The 21943-nt window shown below is 60.4% G+C and carries 18 protein-coding genes; 4 read left to right on the forward strand and 14 right to left on the reverse strand.

The window, feature by feature from the left end:
• Positions 1-4: 4 nt before the first annotated feature.
• The 5 genes from K3759_RS16175 to K3759_RS16195 form a co-directional block, all read right to left on the reverse strand.
• Positions 5-1333 carry an FAD-binding oxidoreductase gene (locus K3759_RS16175; protein ID WP_259983339.1) on the reverse strand — a complete coding sequence of 443 codons (1329 nt, stop codon included), beginning with the start codon at positions 1331-1333 and terminating at the stop codon, positions 5-7.
• Positions 1330-2151, reverse strand: a complete 822-nt coding sequence (locus tag K3759_RS16180; RefSeq protein ID WP_243261723.1) for an ABC transporter permease — start codon at positions 2149-2151, stop codon at positions 1330-1332. The genes K3759_RS16175 and K3759_RS16180 overlap by 4 nt, the downstream gene beginning before the upstream one ends.
• Positions 2148-3023 carry an ABC transporter permease subunit gene (locus tag K3759_RS16185; RefSeq protein ID WP_259983341.1) on the reverse strand — a complete coding sequence of 292 codons (876 nt, stop codon included), beginning with the start codon at positions 3021-3023 and terminating at the stop codon, positions 2148-2150. The genes K3759_RS16180 and K3759_RS16185 overlap by 4 nt, the downstream gene beginning before the upstream one ends.
• 2 nt (positions 3024-3025) lie before the next feature.
• A complete protein-coding gene (locus K3759_RS16190; protein ID WP_259983343.1) occupies positions 3026-4153 on the reverse strand; it encodes an ABC transporter ATP-binding protein in 1128 nt (375 codons plus the stop codon).
• 79 nt (positions 4154-4232) lie between these two features.
• On the reverse strand, positions 4233-5318 hold the full coding sequence (locus K3759_RS16195; RefSeq protein WP_259983345.1) for a polyamine ABC transporter substrate-binding protein: 1086 nt from the start codon (positions 5316-5318) through the stop codon (positions 4233-4235).
• A gap of 145 nt (positions 5319-5463) precedes the next feature.
• On the opposite strand from K3759_RS16195, the gene K3759_RS16200 reads away from it, so the two are divergent.
• On the forward strand, positions 5464-6165 hold the full coding sequence (locus tag K3759_RS16200) for a GntR family transcriptional regulator (protein WP_259983347.1): 702 nt from the start codon (positions 5464-5466) through the stop codon (positions 6163-6165).
• Positions 6166-6240: 75 nt separating this feature from the next.
• Positions 6241-7635: an aspartate aminotransferase family protein gene (locus K3759_RS16205; RefSeq protein WP_259983349.1), complete on the forward strand. Its 1395-nt coding sequence runs from the start codon at positions 6241-6243 to the stop codon at positions 7633-7635.
• Positions 7636-7669: 34 nt separating this feature from the next.
• On the opposite strand, the gene K3759_RS16210 is transcribed toward K3759_RS16205, so the two are convergent.
• From K3759_RS16210 to dapD, 7 genes are all read right to left on the reverse strand, one after another.
• Positions 7670-8968 carry a lytic murein transglycosylase gene (locus K3759_RS16210; RefSeq protein WP_259983351.1) on the reverse strand — a complete coding sequence of 433 codons (1299 nt, stop codon included), beginning with the start codon at positions 8966-8968 and terminating at the stop codon, positions 7670-7672.
• 101 nt (positions 8969-9069) lie between these two features.
• Positions 9070-11337: a ribonuclease R gene (gene rnr, locus K3759_RS16215; RefSeq protein WP_259983353.1), complete on the reverse strand. Its 2268-nt coding sequence runs from the start codon at positions 11335-11337 to the stop codon at positions 9070-9072.
• Between the two features lie 32 nt (positions 11338-11369).
• The gene (locus K3759_RS16220) at positions 11370-11939 is read right to left on the reverse strand and encodes a TIGR04282 family arsenosugar biosynthesis glycosyltransferase (RefSeq protein WP_259983355.1); all 570 of its coding nucleotides are present in this window, start codon (positions 11937-11939) and stop codon (positions 11370-11372) included.
• Positions 11936-13081: a succinyl-diaminopimelate desuccinylase gene (gene dapE / locus K3759_RS16225; protein ID WP_259983357.1), complete on the reverse strand. Its 1146-nt coding sequence runs from the start codon at positions 13079-13081 to the stop codon at positions 11936-11938. The genes K3759_RS16220 and dapE overlap by 4 nt, the downstream gene beginning before the upstream one ends.
• A 101-nt stretch (positions 13082-13182) precedes the next feature.
• Positions 13183-13521, reverse strand: coding sequence for a hypothetical protein (locus K3759_RS16230; protein ID WP_259983358.1), 339 nt, complete (start codon positions 13519-13521; stop codon positions 13183-13185).
• Between the two features lie 75 nt (positions 13522-13596).
• Complete coding sequence (locus K3759_RS16235) at positions 13597-13851, reverse strand: GlsB/YeaQ/YmgE family stress response membrane protein (protein WP_259983359.1); 255 nt, start codon at positions 13849-13851, stop codon at positions 13597-13599.
• Between the two features lie 56 nt (positions 13852-13907).
• Positions 13908-14735, reverse strand: a complete 828-nt coding sequence (dapD, locus tag K3759_RS16240; protein ID WP_259983360.1) for a 2,3,4,5-tetrahydropyridine-2,6-dicarboxylate N-succinyltransferase — start codon at positions 14733-14735, stop codon at positions 13908-13910.
• Between the two features lie 171 nt (positions 14736-14906).
• On the opposite strand from dapD, the gene K3759_RS16245 reads away from it, so the two are divergent.
• Positions 14907-15764 (forward strand): LOG family protein, encoded by an 858-nt coding sequence (locus K3759_RS16245; RefSeq protein WP_259983361.1) that lies wholly within the window; start codon positions 14907-14909, stop codon positions 15762-15764.
• Between the two features lie 84 nt (positions 15765-15848).
• Here the strand turns inward: K3759_RS16245 and K3759_RS16250 are convergent, their stop codons facing one another.
• Both K3759_RS16250 and K3759_RS16255 read right to left on the reverse strand, forming a co-directional pair.
• On the reverse strand, positions 15849-16814 hold the full coding sequence (locus K3759_RS16250; protein WP_259983363.1) for a nitronate monooxygenase family protein: 966 nt from the start codon (positions 16812-16814) through the stop codon (positions 15849-15851).
• A gap of 4 nt (positions 16815-16818) precedes the next feature.
• On the reverse strand, positions 16819-18432 hold the full coding sequence (locus K3759_RS16255; RefSeq protein ID WP_259983366.1) for a GMC family oxidoreductase: 1614 nt from the start codon (positions 18430-18432) through the stop codon (positions 16819-16821).
• A gap of 276 nt (positions 18433-18708) precedes the next feature.
• Between K3759_RS16255 and K3759_RS16260 the strand changes: the two genes are divergently transcribed.
• On the forward strand, positions 18709-21909 hold the full coding sequence (locus tag K3759_RS16260; protein ID WP_259983368.1) for a CHASE domain-containing protein: 3201 nt from the start codon (positions 18709-18711) through the stop codon (positions 21907-21909).
• The last annotated feature ends 34 nt before the right edge of the window (positions 21910-21943 follow it).

Here is a 21943-nt window from a genome sequence, read left to right on the forward strand (position 1 = left end):
GCCATCAACGATCCGACAGCGCGAACCCCGCATAGGCAAAAGGCATGACCGCCCGGCGAAAGCGGCCCAACTCGAACCGCGCCAAGGGGGCGCGCATTGGGGCAGGATAGGGCCGGCCTGGCGTCTTTCCGCGCACCAAATCGGCCAAGAGCGCGCCGGAATAGCTCGCCATCGCCACGCCGTTCCCGTGGTAGCACAGGCCCGCGAACATCCCCGGCTGATCTGGCACTTCCCCCACAAAGGGCATCCGTTTGCGCGCGATACAGACCATGCCCGACCAGCCGTGCGGTGTCTCTACATCGCGCCACGCGGGGAACATCGCCTCGAAATCCGCCCGTGCGCGGCGCAGGGCGCGCGCCTCGGACGCCGGGTTAGACAGCAGCCCACCGCGCACGCCGAACAGCATGCGGTTGTCGGGCATCAGGCGGAAGTAATGAAGCAAGTGGCGGCTGTCATAGCAGGCTTGCTGGCTCGTCCAGCCTTGGGCAGCCAGCTCGGCTTCGGTCATCGCGCGGGTGACGATCACGCTGGACTGCGTCGGCATGTAGCGCGCGGCAAGCCATGGCGGCAGGTCTTCGGAGGAATAGCCGTTGGTGGCGATGATAACGCGCTCGGCGCGGATGCGGCCCGTGGGGGTGGTGACATCGAATGCACCATCACGCCGGGTCACGTCGAGGGCTGGGCTGTTTTGATAGATCACCGCTCCCGCCTCCTCGGCGGCCTGCGCCAAGGCGGTGATATACTTACGGGGGTTCAGGCCAAAGCCAATCGGCACGGTGATCGCGCCTTCGAAATCCGCATTCAGCCCTTCGGCAGCAAGGTCGGTCTTTTCGGTCAGCCGCGCCGTGACGCCGTAATTCTCTGCGTAATAGTCCAGCTTGCCGCGCATCTCATCGAAATCGCGGGGGCGGTGGGCAAGCTGGGTTTCGCCTTGGGAATGCCGGTCGACATCGACACCGCGGGTGGTGATAAAATCCTCCACTTGCCGGACCGCGGCCAATTCGGCCTGCCGCCATGCAAGCCGCTCCTCCCGCCCGAATTTGCGATCAAGCGTGGCGTCATCCAACATCCCGCCGCCGAGACAACAAAAGCCCCCGTTGCGGCCAGATGCGCCAAAGCCCACGCGCTCGGCCTCCAGCACCGTGGCCCCTACCCCGGCCTGCGCCAAATGCAGCGCCGCGTTGAGGCCGGTGAACCCGCCGCCGATGATCACCACATCGGCCTGCGCGTCCCCTTGCTGCGCCGGACGATCCGGCGCGGCGCAGGTTTCATCCCACCAGCAGCCCGCGCGGGGTGCTTCGGAATAGGCGAAGGCCGGGTAGATGCGCCTCATGTGGCAGGCCGTTCCGCCGCACGCGTCTCCTCCTGTGCGCGTAGGCTTGAGCGCTTGCTGACCAGCGAGGCGGTGATGACCCCCACGGTGACGATGGCGATCATGATCGTCGAGAGCGCATTGATCTCTGGCGAGACGCCAAGCCGCACTGCCGAGAAGATCTTGATCGGCAGCGTTGTGGCCGATGGCCCTGCGGTGAAGGAGGCGATCACCAGATCATCAAGGCTGAGCGTGAATGCCAAAAGCCAGCCTGAGATCACCGCAGGCGCGATGATCGGCAGGGTGACAAGCCGGAACGCTTCCCAAGGGGACGAACCCAGATCAAGCGCGGCCTCTTCTAGCGAGCGGTCAAAGGACACCAACCGCGACGACACGACGACCGAGACATAGCACATCGAAAAGGTCGTATGCGCCAGCACAATGGTCAGCACCCCCCGGTCCAGCCCGATGCCAATGAACAAGAGCAGCAGCGACAGGCCGGTGATGACTTCGGGCATCACCAGTGGCGCGTAGATCATCCCCGAAAACAGCGTCCGCCCCATGAATCGTCCGCCGCGCACCAGCACATAGGCGGCCATTGTGCCCAAGACAGTGGCGATGGAAGACGACACCACGGCGACTTTGATCGTCACCCAAGCGGCGTTCAAGAAGGCCTCGTTTTGCAGCAATTCGCCATACCACTGGGTCGAAAAGCCAGCCCAGACCGTCACCAGTTTAGAGGCGTTAAAGCTGTAGATCACCAGAATGATCATCGGCAGGTAAAGAAAAGCAAACCCCAGCGTCAGCGAGGTCACGTTGAACCATGTCATCCGCTTCATTGTTCGGCCTCCGCCTGTTTCTGCTGGTTACGTTGGAACAGGATGATCGGAATGATCAGGATCAGCAGCAAGATCACGGCAACGGCGCTCGCCACCGGCCAGTCGCGGTTGTTAAAGAACTCTTCCCAGAGCACTTTGCCGATCATCAGCGTGCCCGAACCGCCCAAAAGCGAGGGGATCACGAATTCGCCCAAAGCGGGGATGAAGACCAGAAAACTGCCCGCCACGATGCCATTGCGCGACAGCGGGATGGTCACCAGCCAGAAGGCTTGCAGCCGCGAACAGCCCAAATCCTCAGCCGCCTCATTTAGCGATTCATCCAGCCGGTCCAGCGCGGCGTAGATCGGCAGGATCATGAAGGGCAGGTAGGTATAGACGATGCCGATATAGACTGCCGTGTTGGTGTTGAGGATTTGTAAAGGCTCTGCGGTTACACCCACCCACATCAGCAGTTGGTTTAGCAGCCCTTCGTTGCTGAGGATGCCCATCCACGCATAGACGCGGATCAGGAAGGAGGTCCAGAACGGCAGGATCACCAACATCATCAAAGTGGCGCGCCACTCTTCTGGTGCGCGGGCCATGCCATAGGCAATGGGATAGCCGACCAGCAGCGTAAAGGCTGTCGAAATCAGCGCGATGCGGAGCGAACTGAGGTAGGCCTTCCAATAAAGATCATCGGAAGCGAGGAAGGCGAAATTCTCGAAATCCAGCTGCGCGATCAACGCGCTGATGCCGTCCTTGATGGTCGGCGTATAAGGGGGGATTGCCAGAGCCGTGTCAGACAATGAGATTTTGAAGACGATGAGGAAAGGCACCAAAAACAGCGCGACCAACCAGAAGTATGGGACCGCGATCAGGGCAAAGCGACGCATATTCATTGCCCCAGCAAAACGCCTGCGGTGGCGCTCCATGAAATCCAGACCGGGTCTTCCCATGTAATGTCACGTCGGGCAATGCGACGGGTGTTGGCAGTCTGCGCCTTGATCACCTGACCACCGGGCAGTTCTACGTGATAGGTAGAGAGGTTCCCCAGATAAGCAATGTCGAGCACTTTGCCCTGTAGCGCATTGGGCGCGTCCTCGGGTCGGTCGGTCGTGATGCGGATCTTCTCGGGGCGGATCGCCAGATGGGCCTGCTGGCCTTCGCTGAATGGCACGGCGGAGGTCGCGGTCAGCGGCGGCTGCCCCTCGATCCAGTTCAAATGGTATTGATCTTGACCGATGGCCTTGGTGTTGGCCTCGATGATGTTCACGTCACCGATGAAGTCGGCCACATAGACGGAATTGGGTGCTTCATAGATCTCGGCCGGGGTGGCCACCTGAATGACGCGGCCCTCGTCCATCACCGCCACGCGGGAGGCAACGGTCATCGCCTCTTCTTGGTCATGGGTCACGATGACGAAGGTGGTGCCGGTGGATTCTTGGATATCCATCAGCTCAAACTGCGTATCTTGGCGCAGCTTTTTGTCGAGCGCGCCCAGGGGTTCATCCAGCAGCAAAAGCTTCGGTGCCTTTGCCAGAGACCGCGCCAGCGCCACACGCTGCCGTTGGCCACCGGAAATCTGATGGGGCTTACGGCGAGCAAATTTCTCAAGACGGGTGAGCTTGAGCATCTCGGCCACGCGGGCCTCAATCGCGTCTTTGCTCATCTTATCGCGGCGCAGGCCAAAGGCGATATTGTCCCAAATGCTTAGATGTGGGAACAGCGCGTAGGACTGGAACATCATGTTCACTGCACGTTTGTTCGGCGGCACCGGCGCGATGTCTTGCCCTGCCAATTCGATCCGCCCCGATGTCGGGTTTTCAAACCCCGCCAGCATCCTCATCATCGTGGTCTTGCCACAGCCAGAAGGCCCAAGCAGGGCAAAGAATTCCTGTGCGTAGATGTCCAAAGACAGATCATCGATGGCGACGAATTCACCGAATTTCTTGGTCACATTCTTAAAGCGAATGAGCGGCTTTTCGTCAGGGTTGTTCCAGGGGGCGAAAACGGTTGGGCTCACGATTGAGACATCCTTTGATCAGGTCGCGGAGGGCAAGAAAAAGGGGCGCGACCAGACTGGCCGCACCCCTTGTCTCAGATCAGGTACCGGACTTGATCTTAGTCCACATGCGGGTCACAACCCGTTGCACTTTCGGGCCATAGGGGCTGGTGGTGTAGAGGTTCTCCAGCGTTGCCTCATCAGGGTAGATCGCCGGATCACCGATCACGTCTTCAACAAGGAACTCCTGGCTCGCCTTGTTGCCGTTGGCGTAATACACATAGTTCGAGGCCGCCGCCATGTTCTCGGCGTTCAGAATGAAGTCGAGGAACTTATGCGCCCCATCGGGGTTCGGCGCATCCACCGGGATCGCCATATTGTCGAACCACATCAGTGCACCCTCTTTCGGCGCGTTATAGGCGATTTCCACACCGTTTTTGGCTTCGGCGGCGCGGTCGCGGGCCTGCAAGATGTCACCGGACCAGCCGAAAGCCACGCAGATGTCACCGTTGGCCAGCGCGTTGATATACTCGGAACTGTGGAATTTCTGCACATAGGGTGCGATGGCGCTTAGCACCGGCTCGGCCCTTTCCAGCACTTCGGGGTCTTGGCTGTCGGGGTCTTCGCCAATATAGGCCAGCGCAGCCGGGATCATTTCAACCGGGGCGTCAAGGAAATGCACGCCGCAGTCTTGCAGCTTTTTCATGTTCTCTGGTTCAAAAACCAGTGCCAGCGAATCCGTTGGCGCGTCTTCGCCAAGCACCTCTTTGACCTTATTGACGTTCACGCCAAGGCCGGTGGTGCCCCACATGTAGTTGATCGCATATTCGTTGCCGGGGTCATATTTGGTGACCCGCTCGGCAATCACATCCCACACGTTGTCGATGTTCGACAGTTTGGATTTGTCCAGCTTCTGGAAGGCCCCGGCGCTGATCTGGCGCTGCAGGAAGGTGCCCGACGGTACAACCACGTCATAGCCCGACCCACCGGCTAGCATTTTAGTTTCCAGCACTTCGTTGCTGTCAAATACGTCATAGACCAGTTCGATGCCGGTCTCTTCTTCGAATTTATCCAGCAGGGATTCGTCGATATAGTCGGACCAATTGTAAACCCGGACCGTTTCGGCAGAGGCGGCACCTGCCATCAAGGTGGCAACGGCGACGCTGCTTAGTATCGCATGTTTCATTTCATACTCCCGTTAGACAGGTCGGGTTGATCCCCACCTTTCGTCAATTTGATCAAGTTTTGCCTCTCCGGGCAAGATGGTTTATGCTTTTATGTAGAATGAAATGCTGCAAGTTACGGCGAAACAAGACGGAAAGACCGCTCCCATGGGTTCAGAAAAAACCGATTCGAGACTGCTTCCCCCCGCCGACTCGGCGGTTAAGACACCCATCCATCAGCATGTTTACGAGCGCCTGCGCAAGATGATTCTCTTTGGTGATCTGGCCCCTGGGCAGGGGGTTACGATACAGGGTCTGACCACCGCGCTTGATGCGGGCATGACCCCCGTGCGGGAAGCCATTCGCCGCCTGACATCCGAAGGGGCGCTGACCCATTTGGGCAACCGTCGCGTCACCGTACCGGAGCTGACCCATACGGGCTTGGAAGAGCTGGGCTTCATGCGTGAAACACTTGAGCCCGAACTGACCAAACGCGCCGCCGACCGGATGACAGAAGCGCGCCTAGATGCCTTAAAAGACTGTGATTCAGCGCTGAACCACGCCATTGATCGGGGCGATGTCGGTGGCTATCTGATGCAGAACTATAACTTCCACACAATGATCTATGACCTTGCCGAGGCACCGATTATGGCCGCTACGGTGGACCGGCTGTGGCTGCGTTTTGGCCCTTCTCTCCGCGTGGTTTGCGGGCGCTATGGCACCAGCAATCTGCCCGATAAACATGCAGAACTTCTTGCTGCCTTTGCTGCCGGAGATGCCGCCCTCGCGGGTGAGGTCATGACAGGTGACGTGGCCCAAGGGATGACCCAAATTCGCGCAGCGCTCGATGGTTTGCCGGTTCCACGTTGATTAGATTGACATGGTATAATTTGATCATATTCTGCACCAAAGCTCATTTTTCACGCAGATAGAAGGTGCACACCCATGCCGCCCATTACGAATCACCTCCCCACCGCGGACCTTCAGGCTTTGGACGCGGCGCATCACATGCACCCTTTCACCACCAATGATGAGTTGGGCGACAAGGGCGCGCGGATTATCACACGGGCCAAGGGCATCTATCTGACCGACAGCGAGGGGAACGAGATCCTCGATGCGATGGCGGGGCTGTGGTGCGTGAACCTTGGCTATGGCCGCGAAGAAATGGGTAAGGTGGCAGCGCGGCAGATGAACGAACTGCCCTATTACAACACCTTCTTCCAGACGACCCATGTGCCCGCCATCGCGCTGGCCAAGGAACTGGCCGACCTCGCCCCCGGTGATCTGAACCACGTCTTTTTCGCCGGCTCCGGGTCAGAGGCCAACGATACCAACCTGCGCATGGTCCGCACCTATTGGGCGCAAAAGGGCAAACCAGAGAAGAGCCATATCATCAGCCGAAAGAATGCCTATCACGGCTCCTCGGTCGGGTCGGCCAGTCTGGGCGGCATGACCTATATGCATGAACAAGGCGGCCTGCCGATCCCCGGCATCCACCACATTGGACAACCTGATTGGTATGCTGAAGGCGGGGATATGTCGCCCGAGGACTTTGGCCTGAAACGCGCACAGGAGTTGGACGCGAAGATCACGGAACTGGGCGCCGATAAGGTTGCCGCCTTTATTGCCGAACCCGTCCAGGGCGCAGGCGGCGTTGTCATCCCGCCCAGCACCTACTGGCCTGAAATCCAGCGCATTTGTGAAAAGCACGACATTCTGCTCATTGCCGACGAGGTGATCTGCGGCTTTGGCCGGACAGGCAACTGGTTCGGCTCGCAAACCATGGGTATCAAGCCGCATATCATGACCATCGCCAAGGGGCTCAGCTCGGGCTACGCGCCGATTGGCGGGTCGATCGTTTGTGACGAAGTGGCCGAGGTCATCAACGCTTGCGAATTTAATCACGGCTACACCTATTCCGGCCACCCTGTCTGCGCTGCCGTGGCATTGGAAAATCTGCGGATCATGCAGGAAGAGAATATCGTCGAGCATGTGCAAAAGGTTGCCGCCCCCGCGCTGAAAGAGGCGCTGGACAAACTGGGGGAGCATCCGCTGGTGGGCGGGGTCAATGTTTCGGGCCTTATGGCCTCCCTGCCCCTGACGCCGCATAAGGAAAGCCGCGCGAAATTCGCGGATCCGGGCAAAGCGGGCTACACCTGCCGCGAGCATTGCTTTGCCAATAATCTGGTGATGCGCCACGTCGGCGACCGGATGATCATCTCTCCACCGCTAGTCATCACGCCCGAAGAGATCAAAATCTTTGCTGAACGGGCGACCAAGGCGCTCGATGCGACCTACGCTGATCTGAAAGCCAAGGACATGCTGAAGGCAGAGTCCTGAACGATTGGGCTGCCCCCAAACCGGGGGGGGGCCCTCACTCTTTGCGCAGTCGCGCCAACAGCCGGGGCGAGGCATAGCCATCCGGTGCGATGCCCTCGGCCTGTTGATAGCTGCGCACGGCGTTGACGGTGAGCGGCCCGATTTTGGCGTCGATTTTCTGGGTATCAAAGCCCGCCTTGGTCAGCAGGGTCTGCAATTCGATCCGCTCATCAAAGCTCAGCGCGCGGTCTTCGCGGGGCCACTCTTGCTTTATCTCCCCCGCGCCACCGATCCGGTCTGCCAAATGGCCCACCCCGATCACATAGGCATCCGCGGTGTTATAGCGCTCGATCACCTCGAAATTCGGGAAGATCATAAAGGCGGCACCCTGTGCCCCTGCGGGCAGCAAGATTGACCCCGGCCCGTGATCCGCCACCACCGTGCCATTCAATCCGGTCACGCCGATTTCAGCCCATTCCGCGGGGGATTTGGTGACCTCACGGTCGGCCAGCAGATAGTCGAACCCCTCGGGCAAGGCCACTTCGACGCCCCAAGGCTGACCTTCGGTCCAACCGAAATGCTTGAGATAGGCTGCGGTCGACGCTAGCGCGTCACCGGGGTCATCGCCCCAAATGTCGCGCCGCCCGTCACCATCCCAGTCAACGGCATGGGCGTGGAAGGATGACGGCATAAACTGCGTATGCCCCATCGCGCCCGCCCAAGAGCCGCGCAACTGCTCGGCATCGGTATCCCCCGCCTGAAGGATGCGCAGCGCATCGATTAATTCGCCCTCAAAAAACTCGGCCCGCCGCGCGTCATAGGCAAGGGTGGCCAGCGAAGACAGCACACTATCGCCGCCCCGGAAGCTACCATAGGCGCTCTCTAACCCCCAGATCGCAGTGACGATCTCTTTCTCGACGCCGTATTTCGCTTCGATATCTTCCAGCGTGCGCTGCCATTGCGCCAGCGCCTTCTGCCCGTTCTGCACCCGCAGGTCCGAGGTGGCCGTATCGAGGTAGTCCCAGATCGTCTTGGTGAACTCCGATTGGTTGCGATCGCGGCGGATCACCTCGGGGTCATAACTTACGGTATCCAGCGCGCGGTCAAAAATATCCGGGTCGATGCCCTGCTGTAGGGCGCGGGGGCGGAATTCCGTCACCCAGACGCGCAGCCCGGCATCATCGCCACTGGCCTCTGCCGGGGTGGTTTGCTCAGCCGGGGGCGCGGAAACGAGCACGGCCTGTCCCGCGCGCGGCGCAGGCCGTGTGGAGTCAACCGGACCCGCCCCAAAGGCCGGAGCCCCCATGCCCGCGGTCGCCAGAATACCTGAAATCATCGCGTAATGCCGGATCATAATCGCCTCACTTCATAGAGTTGCGGTAAATCCTATGCGCGCCCCGCCCCGGTGGGAAGGGCGGGGCGGGGCCATCCGCGAAGCTCCGCCGGTTTGCCGCCTCAGCGGCGGGTGCGGGTCACTTTGCGTTTGATCTTGTCTTTCTTGCGCTTGGCCTTCACGGCCTTGCCGCGCGGGTTGCGACCCGCCGGGCTACGCCGACCAGCGCTCCCGCCTTGTTTTACCTTCTGATCTTCGATCTCAAGCAGTTCCAGCGCGATGCCCCCTGTCACCGGGACCGCCTCGGCCAAGCGCACGGTCACGCGCTGGCCGATGCCGATGATCATGCCGGTATCGGAGCCCATCAGCGTCTGCGCCTCGGCGTCGTGGTGGAAATACTCGCGCCCCAAAGAGCGCATCGGCACCAGCCCATCGGCGCCGGTTTCGTCCAGCTTCACGAACGCGCCGAACCGCGCGATGCCGCTGATGCGCCCGGTGAATTCATTGCCCACACGTTCTGACAGAAAGGCAGCGAGGTAGCGGTCGGTCGTGTCCCGCTCCGCCACCATCGAGCGCCGCTCGGTGTCCGAGATATGCGCGCCGGTCTGTTCCAGCCCTTCAATTTCTTCCACCGTCAGCCCGTCTTTGCCCCAGCCATGCGCCGTGATCAGCGCACGGTGGACAATGAGGTCGGCATAGCGCCGGATCGGGGAGGTGAAATGCGCGTAGGACCGTAAGGCGAGGCCAAAATGCCCGATATGCGCAGGGCCGTAATAGGCCTGTGTCATCGACCGCAGGGTGCTGAGGTTAATCAGCTCCGCGTCATTCGTCCCCGCGGCCTGATCCAAAAGCCGATTCAGATGCGCGGTCTGCAAAACCTGCCCTTTGGCCAACGTAAAGCCAGCCGCCTGCGCCGTCTCGCGCAGGGATTCCAGCTTCTCTGGCGAGGGCTCCTCGTGGATGCGGAACAGCAGCGGGGTTTTCTTTTTCAGCAAGGTCTCGGCGGCGGCGACATTGGCCAGCACCATGAACTCTTCGATCAGCTTATGCGCGTCGAGCCGTTCGCGGAAGTTGACCGATTTCACCTTGCCGTCGTCACCCAACTCAATCCGGCGTTCCGGCAGGTCCAACTCCAGCGGTTGCCGCTCGGCCCGCGCGGTTTTCAGCGCGGCGTAGGCGGCATAAAGTGGTTTCAGCACCGGCTCCAACAGAGGACCGGTGCGGTCGTTCGGGTTGCCGTCGATGGCGTCCTGCACCTCTTCATAATGCAATGACGCGGGCGAGCGCATCAGACCTCGGTGGAACGTATGGCCGAGCTTATTGCCCTTGGCGTCTAGCACCATGCGCACGGCGATACAGGCGCGCGGGACGCCTTCATGCAGAGAGCACAGATCCCCCGACAGGCGGTCAGGCAACATCGGCACAACGCGATCGGGGAAATAGGTGGAGTTGCCCCGTTTGCGCGCTTCGATATCCAGCGCTGAACCGGGCGTGACATAGGCGGCCACATCGGCAATGGCGACCCAAACGACGTGGCCGCCCTCGTTCTTGGGGTCTTCATCCGCATGGGCATAGCAGGCGTCATCATGGTCACGCGCATCCGACGGGTCGATGGTGACCAAGGGGAGATCGCGCAGGTCTTCGCGGCCCTTGAGGCCCTGCGGTTTGGCGGCATCGGCCTCAGCCACCACGTCATCGGGGAAATCGTCCGGAATGCCGTGCTGGTGAATCGCGATAAGCGACACCGCGCGCGGCTCTGACGGGTCGCCCAACCGCTCGACAATCCGTGCACGGGGGGAGCCCATGCGGCCTTTTGGCCCGGCCTGCTCGGCCTCGACCAATTCGCCGTCCTTGGCCCCGTGGGTGTGATCCGCACCGACGCGCCATTCGCGGTCTGCGCCCTTGTCGATCGGCACGATCCGCCCGCCTTCGGCAGCCTTGCGGAAGATGCCCAGCACCTTTTTCGGGTTGCTGCCAATGCGGCGGATCAGCCGCGCTTCATAATGGTGGTCTTCGCCCTTCACCAGCGTCAGCCGCGCCAGAATCCGGTCGCCTTCGCCAAGAGCGGGATCACTGTCGCGCGGGATCAGCAGCACAACAGGCTCTGTCCCCTCGCCGTGCCACTCCATCGGCTTGGCAAAGATGTCGCCATCCTTGTCCGGCCCCGTGACCAACAGCACCGAGACCGGCGGCAAGCGATCCGGATCCTGATAGCTGCGCTTGCGCTTCTCCAGATGGCCTTCGGCCTCCAGCTCTTTCAGCACGCGCTTCAGATCGATCCGGGCCGCGCCTTTGATGCCAAAGGCTTTGGCGATGTCGCGCTTGGCGGTCAGCGTGGGGTTCTGTTCGATCCAGTTAAGGATCTCGGATTTGCTGGGTATCTTGCTCATAATTCAGCAGGTAGCACGCAGCCCCCCTGTCGTCATGGCAAATCGTGAATTTCATCTACGTCGCGCAGGTTTGAGACTTCGGCAATCCGGTAGCCCGGCAGGGTCGCGCGGCTGTCTGTCAGCGCATGTGGCCCGGACCAGCGCACAGCGTCAAACAGGCTGGGCGGCGCGCGGCGTGGGTGCTTCAGGCCAACGAGCCAATAGCCCCCATCCGGCGCGGGACCAAACACCGCGTCGTGATTGCCAAGGGCGGCAAAGGCCCGCGCAAGTTCCTTGCGGTTAATACCGGGAATATCCGCGCCAATCACACAGGCCGGGCCGGGTGCCGCGCGCAGCATCCGGGCCATACGGTCTCCCAGATTGCCCCTGCCCTGTGGCCATCGTGGCAGATGTGCGGGCCAGATGCGGCTTTGCAGCCCTTCGACGTCCGGTGCCACAGCCAGCACCACCTGCCAGCGCGGATCTTCGATCCGGCACAGCAGCGCCCGCGTTTGATGACGAAACCACCACGCCGCGCCCACCATACCGATGTCGCGGCCCAGCCGGGTTTTCACCCGACCGGGGCGCGGTTCTTTCACCATGACGATGAGCGTTGGTTTCACGTGAAATAATTCTGCAGCACGCGGGTGTAGATGGATTTGAGTTGTTCGATATGCTCAACCCGCACATGCTCATCAACTTGGTGCATGGACTGGCCGACCAGACCGAATTCTACCACCGGGCAGTGTGCCTTGACGAAGCGTGCGTCTGAGGTGCCGCCCGTGGTAGAAAGCTCCGGCTTTACACCCGTTTCCGCCTCAACCGCGCCTGCGACGAGATCTGACAGCGCACCGGGAGGGGTGATGAAACTCTCGCCCGAGATGGTGATCTCCACATCCAGCTGAACACCGAACTCTTTCGCAATCTTATCCGCCTCGCTCCGCAGCCAATCGCTGAGGCTTGCGCCCGAATGGTGGTCGTTGAACCGAATGTTCACCGCGCCACGACACTGCGCCGGGATCACATTGGTGGCCTTGTTGCCGGTGTCGACAGTAACCACAGCCAGCGTCGAAGGATCAAAGTGATCGCTGCCCTGATCCAGCTCATGGCTCGCCAAACGGTCCATCAGCCGCATCATCGCGGGCAGCGGGTTGTTGGCGCGGTGCGGATAGGCGGCGTGGCCCTGTTTGCCCGTCACCTTGAAATGCGCATTCATCGACCCGCGCCGCCCGATCTTGATCATGTCGCCCATGGTCTCGGGGCAAGTCGGCTCCCCCACAAGGCAGACATCCATCCGCTCGCCGTTTTCGGCCATATAGTCCAACAGCGCCGTGGTCCCGTCGAGGGCGTCGCCCTCTTCATCCCCGGTGATCGCCAGCACGATGGAGCCATCAGGCGGTGTGTCTTTGACGAAATCAACCGCCGCCGCAACAAAGGCCGCCACGCCGGATTTCATATCCGTGGTGCCGCGGCCATACATGATGCCGTCTTTGATCTCGGCTCCGAAAGGGGGCATCGACCAATCAGCCTCATCCCCGATGGGGACCACATCGGTATGGCCGTTAAAGCCAAAAGACTTGGTGTTGCCCTTGTTGCCCCAGCGGGCAAAAAGGTTGCAAATGCCGCCCCGGTCCACGCGCGTGCAGTCGAACCCAGCCGCGCCCAGCACCTCTTCCAGCACTTCCAACGCACCATCGTTAACGGGGGTGACAGAGGCGCAGCGCACCAGTTTTGCGGTGAGATCAACAGGGTCGAGACCGGACATATCGGCTCCTTTTCAGGGGTTATCGCTTGTCCGGTAACTTGTGTGGGCAAATCGCGCCGATGCCAAGGGGGCGCTATGCAATTCACTGTGTATTGCTATCGTCAATCGAAAAACGGGGTCATCTGTGCGACGATGACTGAGTTTTCTTCCAATGCGCGCTGCATCAGCTCACGCTCTTCGGCGTCTATTTCTTGACCCTCGGCCTCACGCTCTTCGAGCGTGCCATAGCCGGTCACGTCAAGCGGATTGGTGTCGGCCTGTTTCAGGATCGCAACGGTCTCGCGCACGGCCTCGGCCTCATCTATGCCAGAGGCGAAACACATCAGCGCAGCACCTGTCGCCTTGTCGGGCAGGCCATCGCCATCCTTGCGGCCGATTTGAACCAATAGGGTAAAGACCTGCTGGCGCGAGGGTTTCTTGTTTTTCTTGGGTTCAGACATGATGAGGGCCGCCGATTGCTTTCGGCAGCCCTAACCTTTTCGCTCAGATTTGGAAAGGGGCCGCGCCCCCCGCCGTTAGGTCCTGCCGCGAACCAATCGTGTGACCCAGATCAACAGGCAGGCACCGATGATACCCACTACAAGTTGACCGAACCAACCGCCCAGCGTGCTGCCGACGATCAGAACCAAGAGCCAGTTCGCGACCAAGGCACCAACGATGCCGAGGATAATGTTCATGATCAGACCCATGTCCGACTTCATGATTTTTTCTGCGATCCAGCCTGCGAGGCCGCCTACGATGATTGCGGCAAACCAACCGATACCTGTCATGTCGTTAATCTCCTTTAAATTCAGGGATCAACGCCATGACCAGGCATTTGGTTCCATCAGTCGCGCAGCAGCTCGTTGATCGAGGTCTTGGAGCGGGTCTTGGCATCCACCCGTTTGACGATCACGGCGCAATAAAGGTTCACGTTGTTCTTGGAGGGCATGGAGCCCGCCACGACAACCGACCCTGCGGGCACTTCGCCATACATGATCTCACCGGTTTCGCGGTCCACGATCTTGGTCGACTGGCCGATGAACACGCCCATGCCCAGCACCGAACCTTCGCGCACGATGCAGCCTTCGACGACTTCCGAACGCGCGCCGATAAAACAATTGTCTTCGATGATGGTCGGGCCTGCCTGCATCGGCTCCAACACGCCGCCAATGCCGACGCCGCCCGAGAGGTGAACGTTCTTGCCGATCTGGGCGCAGCTGCCAACGGTCGCCCATGTGTCAACCATGGTGCCGCTGTCCACATAGGCGCCGATGTTCACGAAAGACGGCATCAACACCACACCCGGTGCGATAAAGGCCGAGCGGCGCACGACGCAGTTCGGCACGGCGCGGAAACCGGCCTCTTTCCACTCGGCATCGCCCCAGCCTTTGAACTTGCTGTCGACCTTGTCCCACCAGCCAGCGCCCTGCGGGCCGCCCTCTTGATGCTCCATATCCTTGATGCGGAAGCCCAGCAGCACGGCCTTCTTGGCCCATTGGTTGACCTTCCAGTTGCCCTCGTCTTGCTTTTCGGCCACGCGCAGCTTGCCGCTGTCGAGCGCGTTCAGCGTCTCTTCGATGGCGTCGCGGGTCTCTCCGGTGGTGGCGGATGTGATCTGGTCGCGGGTATCCCAAGCGGCTTCGATGGCGGTTTCAAGTTGGGCGTTGGACATGGGCAAGTCTCCGAATGTGAAAAGGCCTTTTGAGGGCTATAGCCTTGCACCGCCAAGGGTGCAATTGCCGGGCAAAGTGAGGCGTGGTCATTCTGCGACCAACAAGGCATGTTGACCTGAACGCCCATCGCGCCACCTGAGCCAAGCCCTAGACCAAGGAAAGACCCGAGGATGAACGAGGACCACCGCCACCCGCTGCGCCGCGCCACCGTTGACCGTGCCAAGGCCGAAGACGCGCCCGACACGCCACAGACCCGCGCGCCTGCCTATCGCCTGGCCTTTACCGACGACGACTTCATGTGCCGCGAAGAGCTGCGCCCGGTGCGTCTGCAACTGGAACTGCTCAAGCCCGAACTGCTGCTCGATGCCCATGGCATCCAATCAACCATTGTGCTGTTCGGCGGGGCACGCATTCCCGAACCCGCACAGAAACACACCGCCCGCACCAAGACGCTGGCCGATCTTTCGCGTTTTTATGATGAGACCCGCACCTTTGCCCGGTTGATGACCGAAAAGTCTATGGAGACCGGCGGCGTGGAGAACGTCATCGTCACCGGCGGGGGACCGGGTGTGATGGAGGCGGGCAACCGCGGCGCGCTGGATGCAGGCGGCCATTCCATCGGCCTGAACATCGTGCTGCCGTTTGAGCAGGCACCCAACGAATATGTCACGCCGGAGCTTTGCTTTAACTTCCACTATTTCGCGATCCGCAAGATGCACTTCCTGATGCGCGCCCGCGCGATCTGCGTCTTCCCCGGTGGTTTCGGCACCATGGACGAGCTGTTTGAGGCGCTGACCCTGATCCAGACAGGCCGGATGAATCGCGTGCCCTTCCTCCTGTTCGGGCGTGAGTTCTGGGAAAAGATCATTAACTGGGACGCGCTGGCCGATGCCGGAACGATCTCTGCCGAAGACCTCGACCTGTTCCGCTTTGTCGAAAGCGCGGATGAGGCGATGGAAGTGATCGACAATTGGGAAACCGCCCCCGCCCGAGAGCATGTGCCGGGCCGGGAGGAAGTAGAGAACTGAGCCACATTGCTTCTTAAGCAGGCAACCAGTTTTCGACGGGTCGGCTAAGGAGCGGGTCGGTGCCCTCGGCACCGGCCCGGACGCCTAGCGCAAGAAGCGCTGCGCTAATGAGGCCTCTGCACCACCTACGATATCACGCAGGATATCTGCAGCGGGTTTTACATCTCGGATCAGCCCTGCAACCTCTCCAACGAAGGCGTTGGCAGTGCGGGCATCGCCCTTCGCCACCGCCGATTGCCAGCGCGGCAACTCCTGATCCAGCGCCGCGCGCAGCCCTTTGGGATCGTCATGCCAGCGGTCGGTGAATGCATTGCGCAGCACCCGACCCGTATAGCGCTCGGGCCAGTCATAGCCGCGCATGATGTCGGTCACCGTACTGCGCAGCGTGTCATCGCCGCTCGCTTTGATCGCTGCCTCAAGCATAGCGGGATGCACCAGCGCCTCTTCTGACGCCCAGAAACGTGAGCCCACGACCACCCCATCGGCCCCCAGCATCAGTGCTGCCGCCAGCCCGCGCCCATCGCCCACGCCACCTGCGGCACAAAGCAGCGTGTCAGGTGCGTGGCGGGCAATGTAATCGGCAATCTCGGGGACCAGCGTGAAAGTCGCGCGCTTCTCACCATGGCCCCCGGCCTCGGACCCCTGCGCAACGATGATCTCGGCCCCCAAGTCAATCGCGTGGACCGCGTCGCGCAGCGTTTGCACCTGACAGATCAGCGGTACCTTTGCCTCGCGGATTTGGGGCACGAACTCTGCCGGATCACCGAAAGAAAGAAAGACCGCTGCCGGATCGCGGGCGAGGACCTGCTCCAGCGCCTGCGGATGCTCGCGCAGCTTCCAAGTGATGAAGCCGCAGCCGACCGACTGATTGCCCGCCAGATCCTGCTGCTCAGCAATCCATTCGCCGGAATCGTAAGCGCCACCGATCATCCCCAAGCCCCCGGCACCTGAGACCGCCGCCGCCAGCCGCCCGCCCGCCGCAAAGGCCATCGGCGCTTGGATGATGGGGTGGCTGATCCCCAGCCGCTCGGTCAATCGCGTGCTTAACATACCGTCACCGCCCCGCCAAAATCGCGTCGGCAGCCTTTTCGGCAATCATCACCGTGGGCGATGCCGTGTTGCCCGATACGATCTTGGGCATGATCGACGCATCAATCACCCGCAGCCCGCGCAGCCCATGAACCCGCAGATCGGAATCGACCACGGCCATCGGATCACTGCCCATCTTGCAGGTGCCAACGGGGTGAAAGATCGTCGTGGCAATATCGCGCGCTTTGTCGAGCAGGTCTTCGTCGCTCTGCACAGCAGGGCCGGGCAAGATTTCCTCGGGCGCGTAGGGGTGAAGCGCCTTTGCTGTCATGATGTGCCGCGCTTGTTTCATCGCCGTAACCGCCACGCGCTTGTCGCTTTCGGTAGAGAGGTAGTTGAGGCGAATGTCGGGTTGCACGGCACTGTCGCGGCTGGTCAGGTGGCAACTGCCGATGCTCTCAGGCCGCAGGTTACAGACCGAAACGGTGATCGCCGGGAAGGGATGCAGCGGATCGCCCAGCTTGTCGGTCGACAGGGGCTGCACGTGGTATTCCAGATCGGGCGTCTCCAACGCGGGGTCGGACTTGGTGAACATGCCGAACTGGCTGGGTGCCATCGCCAAAGGACCGCTGCGCCGCATGAGATATTCCAGCCCCATCCGTCCCTTGCCCCACAGCGAATGGGTCATCGTGTTGAGCGTCTTGGTGTTCTGCACCTTGTAGACGGTACGAATTTGCAGATGGTCCTGAAGGTTTTCCCCCACGCCGGGCAGCTCATGCAGCGTGGTGATCCCCATGCCACTCAAAAGCTCACTCTGCCCGATGCCCGAGAGTTCTAGGATTTTGGGCGAGTTGATCGCCCCGGCGGCCAAGAGCACCTCCCCCTCGGCCACGGCCCGCAGGGCGCGGCCCTTATGGGTGAAACGTACGCCGGTCACACGCTTGCCCTCAAGGATCAGCCCATTGGTATGGGCATGGGTCATCACCCGAAGATTGGGGCGCTGCATCGCCGGGCGGAGGAAGCCGCGCGCGGTGTTCCAGCGCACGCCGTCCTTTTGGTTCACTTCGAAAAAGCCCGATCCTTCGTTGTCGCCGTCATTGAAATCGGCACGCGGTTCGATCCCGAACTCCCGCGCCCCGTCTTGCACGGCCTCCAGAATGTCCCACCGCAGACGCTGCTTGCTGACCTTCCACTCGCCCCCCGTGCGGTGCATGTCATTATCGCCCGCGTGGTGATCTTCGGACTTCAGGAAATAGGGCAGAACATCGTCCCAGCTCCACCCGGTATTACCAAGCTGCCGCCAATGGTCATAGTCCGCCGCCTGCCCACGCATGTAAATCATGCCATTCACCGAAGAGCAGCCACCCAACACCTTGCCGCGGGGATAGGCCAGAGAGCGTCCGTTCAACCCCGGCTCAGGGGCGGTTTTCATCATCCAATCGGTGCGCGGATTGCCGATGCAGTAAAGATAGCCCACCGGCACCTTGACCCAGTGGTAATTGTCATCCCCCCCGGCCTCGAGCAACAAAACCTTATTGGCGGGATCGGCGCTGAGACGGTTGGCAAGTACACAGCCCGCAGTGCCCGCGCCGACGATGATATAGTCATAGCGACCTTCTAGCTGTGTTTCATCGTGCATGGTGACCCTCTCCCGATATCCCGCAACATTGGTAGAGCGCCGGGCGGCAGGTCACAATCCCTGCCGTAATTTCGCGCTATCCCCCCCGCGCCACCTGACTTTTGCTCCAAAGCCACAATCTTCGCTCTTCGTGCCCGAACTGCATCCGTTTGTTGCTTTTTTTGACCCGCAGGTGAATATGGCCGGATTGGACATATTGCCCCACGGCGCTAGACTTTTCCCGGGGGGAAGAAAACTTCGTCGCCTTTTGGTGGCCACATACGAAGGTTGAAACTGTTGCGGCGACCCGAATTTATATTGTTTCTCGGATGTCTCGCCATCACCTTTGGGGTGTTCCTCTATAGCAGTCGCAGCAACGACGCTGCCGCCGAACGGGCCTTTGATCGAATTGCTGAAGAAAGTCTGCAAAGCCTCGACGCGCGCATGCATACCTACCTGCAAAGCCTCAACGGTATCGCCGCCTTTATGAACGCCTCTAACGAGGTGACCGCCCGCGACTTTGCGCATTACGTCGACACGCTTGAGATCGACACCTTTTTGCCCGGCATCAATGGCATCGGCTTTGTTGCCCCCGTGGCCAGAGGGACCGAGGATGCTTTCGTCAAAGAGGTTACCGCGCTCGGCATCGAAAATTTCCGAATCCATCCAAATACCGGCAATGCCGAGAAGATGGTGATCCAATACATCTACCCCCAAGGCCCAAATGCGGAGGCCGTGGGCCTCGACATCAGCTTTAACGAAGACCGCCGCCGCGCTGCCCTGCGCGCTCGCGATACTGGAGAGCCGCAGTTAACGCCGCGCATCCTGCTGGTACAGGATAAGACCCGGCAGCCCGGTTTCCTTCTGCTTCGCCCGGTCTTTGCCGCCGCCAACAGCCCAGCTCAGAGCACGGCGGGCTTTGCCGGCTGGGTCTACGCTCCCTTTGTTGGTGCAAACCTTTTGAACGGGCTGACTCCAACGCAGGGAGAGGCCTATGACATCAAAGTTTTCGATGGGCTGACCACTGCGCCGGAAAACCGCATTTTTGATAGCACGCCGGAAGGTGCCGAAACTGGCCGCCATAGCATCACCCAGACGATCGAACGCTTTGGCCGGCCTTGGACCGTGGTCCATGTCAGCACGCCTCGTTTCGATAGCGCCATGCACAGTGCCGTGCCGGAGATATTGCTCGTTTCGGGTATATTGCTGGCGATCCTTTTCTTTGTCGCTTTCCGTAGTTTGCGCCAACGCAGCGCGGCGCTTAGCCAGCTTGCCGTCCTGCGCGAACGCCAAATTGACGCCCATGAAGAGGAAAACCGCTCGGTCATCGAAAACTCTGTGACGCCTGTGTTCCTGCTCGACAGCACGGACCGCGTGCTCTTCGCCAACCAAGCGGCGCTGGTCTGCTTTGGCTATGGACGTGAAGCGCTCAAGGGCATGGATTTCGCCGACCTCGTTACCGACTTGATTAAAGATCACGACCACGAACAGGTCAATGCTGCGGGCAAGACCTGCTTTGGCCAGGAACTGAAGCTTGATCTGCAACGCAACAATTGGACCACTCACACCGGCGAGCGGCGTGTGACCGCGATTGTGCGCGATCTCACCTCTGAACTAGCGGTGCAGGATGAGCTGGCGCGGAACAAAGCGCTCTATGACCTCGCACTTGAAGGTGCGCAGATTGGTGTCTTCGACATCGACCTGCGCACCGGCAAATCCGAGGTATCGGATACATGGCGGCGCATTCTGGGGATGGCCGATTACGAGCGGTTGACCGACCCGCAGGCGGAATTTTTACGACGTGTTCACCCCGACGATCTGCCATTGCTTACCCAAACCGATCAGGCCTGCATCTCTGGGCAGCAAAAACGATCTGTGACCGAATACCGGATGAAGATCGGCACTGGTGAATGGCGCTGGATGCGCTCTGACGCGGTAGTGACTGGGCGCGACGAAAATGGCATGGCCCTGCGGATGGTCGGCACCCAAACGGATGTGACCGATATCGTCCATGCGCGCAACGCACTTGAGACCAGCGAACGTCGCTTCCGACAGGTGCTGGCAGTGGCCCCCGTCGGCATGGCGATCCTGGGCGAGGGCGGTGTCTTTAACAGCGTCAACAGCGCGCTCTGCACGCTTTGTGGCTATAGCGAAGAAGAACTGCTGTCGAATACCAAACTGGGCGATCTGATGCCCGAGAGCGATCTAGACACGCTCTACAAAGAGGTGCGCGGGCTCGTCGAATCCCGCAGTTCGCAAAACTATCAAGCAGAATACCGCATCACCCATAAGCTCGGCTATGAACGCTGGGGGCTGTTCAACGTCTCTTGGACTTTCGACAAAAACGCCCGCGGCTATGTCTTTATCGTTCAGATCAACGACATTACGGATCAAAAGAAGCTGGAGCAAATCAAGAGCGAGTTTGTCTCAACCGTCAGCCATGAGCTGCGCACGCCGCTCACCTCAATCAAAGGGGCCTTGGGCCTGATCGACACCACGGACAACACCCGCCTTCTACCGGCGCATGTCCGTCTCATTGATATCGCGCGCAGCAATGCCGATCGGCTGTCGCATATCGTGAACGACATTCTCGACCTTGAAAAAATCTCGTCTGGTGAAGTGCTGTTCGATTTTCACGATGTCGATCTCAGCAGCGTGATCAACGACTCGGTCAATGAAATGTCGCCCTTTGCGATCACACATAACAACACACTGGGCGTACAACTGCCCGACAACCCGCTGATGGTCCGGGTGGATGAAAGCCGCACGCGGCAGGTGCTGGCCAACCTGATTTCCAATGCCTGCAAATACTCCGATGCAGAGTCCGAGGTGCAAATTCGGGCGGAGAGGTTGGGAGACCGGGCGATTGTCTTTATTCAAAACACTGGTCCCGGCGTGCCCGAAAACTTCCGCCCGCGGATCTTTCAGGCCTTCTCTCAGGCAGATGGATCAGACACCCGCGCCAAGGGCGGCACCGGGCTGGGGCTGAACATCACCCGGCAGATTATCAAACGTCAGGGCGGCACGATCGGATTTGAGAGCATTCCAAATGGCGTTACCGTCTTTTGGTTCACCTGCCCCATCGCCGATGCAGAATCCGCGCAGGCCCCGTCCCTACCCAATTCCCATTTTGGTGAACGGGATACCAAGCTGCGCGTGCTGCACATCGAAGACGATTTGGACTTTGCGGAGGTGATCCGCACCGGGTTGGACAGTGTCGCGGACGTAACCAACGTTAACAACCTTGCACAGGCGCGGCAGATGATCGGTCGGGAAGAGCTTGATGTCGTGATCCTTGATTGGTCCCTGCCAGATGGAGACGCCCGCTCCCTTCTGGAAGACATCACCCGGCTGCACCCCGCCGCCAAGATCATCAGCCTATCTGCGGATAACAACCGCGAGCCTGACCCTCGCGTCGGGATAAACCTGATCAAGTCGCGGAGCGGCATCAGTTCGGTGGTCAGCTCGATCACTGGAAACACGGCACGCGCATCTTGAATGCTGGCATCTCAGAGAAGTGACGCTAAAGTGC

It is taken from the genome of Sulfitobacter sp. W027, assembly GCF_025143985.1.
Classification (GTDB): Bacteria; Pseudomonadota; Alphaproteobacteria; order Rhodobacterales; family Rhodobacteraceae; genus Sulfitobacter.

Excerpts from the sequence above, each read along its gene's own strand:
- K3759_RS16175 (WP_259983339.1), bottom strand. The coding sequence starts at position 1,333 with ATGAGGCGCATCTACCCGGCCTTCGCCTATTCCGAAGCACCCCGCGCG.
- K3759_RS16180 (WP_243261723.1), bottom strand. The coding sequence starts at position 2,151 with ATGAAGCGGATGACATGGTTCAACGTGACCTCGCTGACGCTGGGGTTT.
- K3759_RS16185 (WP_259983341.1), bottom strand. The coding sequence starts at position 3,023 with ATGCGTCGCTTTGCCCTGATCGCGGTCCCATACTTCTGGTTGGTCGCG.
- K3759_RS16195 (WP_259983345.1), bottom strand. The coding sequence starts at position 5,318 with ATGAAACATGCGATACTAAGCAGCGTCGCCGTTGCCACCTTGATGGCA.
- K3759_RS16200 (WP_259983347.1), top strand. The coding sequence starts at position 5,464 with ATGGGTTCAGAAAAAACCGATTCGAGACTGCTTCCCCCCGCCGACTCG.
- K3759_RS16205 (WP_259983349.1), top strand. The coding sequence starts at position 6,241 with ATGCCGCCCATTACGAATCACCTCCCCACCGCGGACCTTCAGGCTTTG.
- K3759_RS16210 (WP_259983351.1), bottom strand. The coding sequence starts at position 8,968 with ATGATCCGGCATTACGCGATGATTTCAGGTATTCTGGCGACCGCGGGC.
- rnr (WP_259983353.1), bottom strand. The coding sequence starts at position 11,337 with ATGAGCAAGATACCCAGCAAATCCGAGATCCTTAACTGGATCGAACAG.
- dapE (WP_259983357.1), bottom strand. The coding sequence starts at position 13,081 with ATGTCCGGTCTCGACCCTGTTGATCTCACCGCAAAACTGGTGCGCTGC.
- K3759_RS16230 (WP_259983358.1), bottom strand. The coding sequence starts at position 13,521 with ATGTCTGAACCCAAGAAAAACAAGAAACCCTCGCGCCAGCAGGTCTTT.
- K3759_RS16235 (WP_259983359.1), bottom strand. The coding sequence starts at position 13,851 with ATGACAGGTATCGGTTGGTTTGCCGCAATCATCGTAGGCGGCCTCGCA.
- dapD (WP_259983360.1), bottom strand. The coding sequence starts at position 14,735 with ATGTCCAACGCCCAACTTGAAACCGCCATCGAAGCCGCTTGGGATACC.
- K3759_RS16245 (WP_259983361.1), top strand. The coding sequence starts at position 14,907 with ATGAACGAGGACCACCGCCACCCGCTGCGCCGCGCCACCGTTGACCGT.
- K3759_RS16250 (WP_259983363.1), bottom strand. The coding sequence starts at position 16,814 with ATGTTAAGCACGCGATTGACCGAGCGGCTGGGGATCAGCCACCCCATC.
- K3759_RS16255 (WP_259983366.1), bottom strand. The coding sequence starts at position 18,432 with ATGCACGATGAAACACAGCTAGAAGGTCGCTATGACTATATCATCGTC.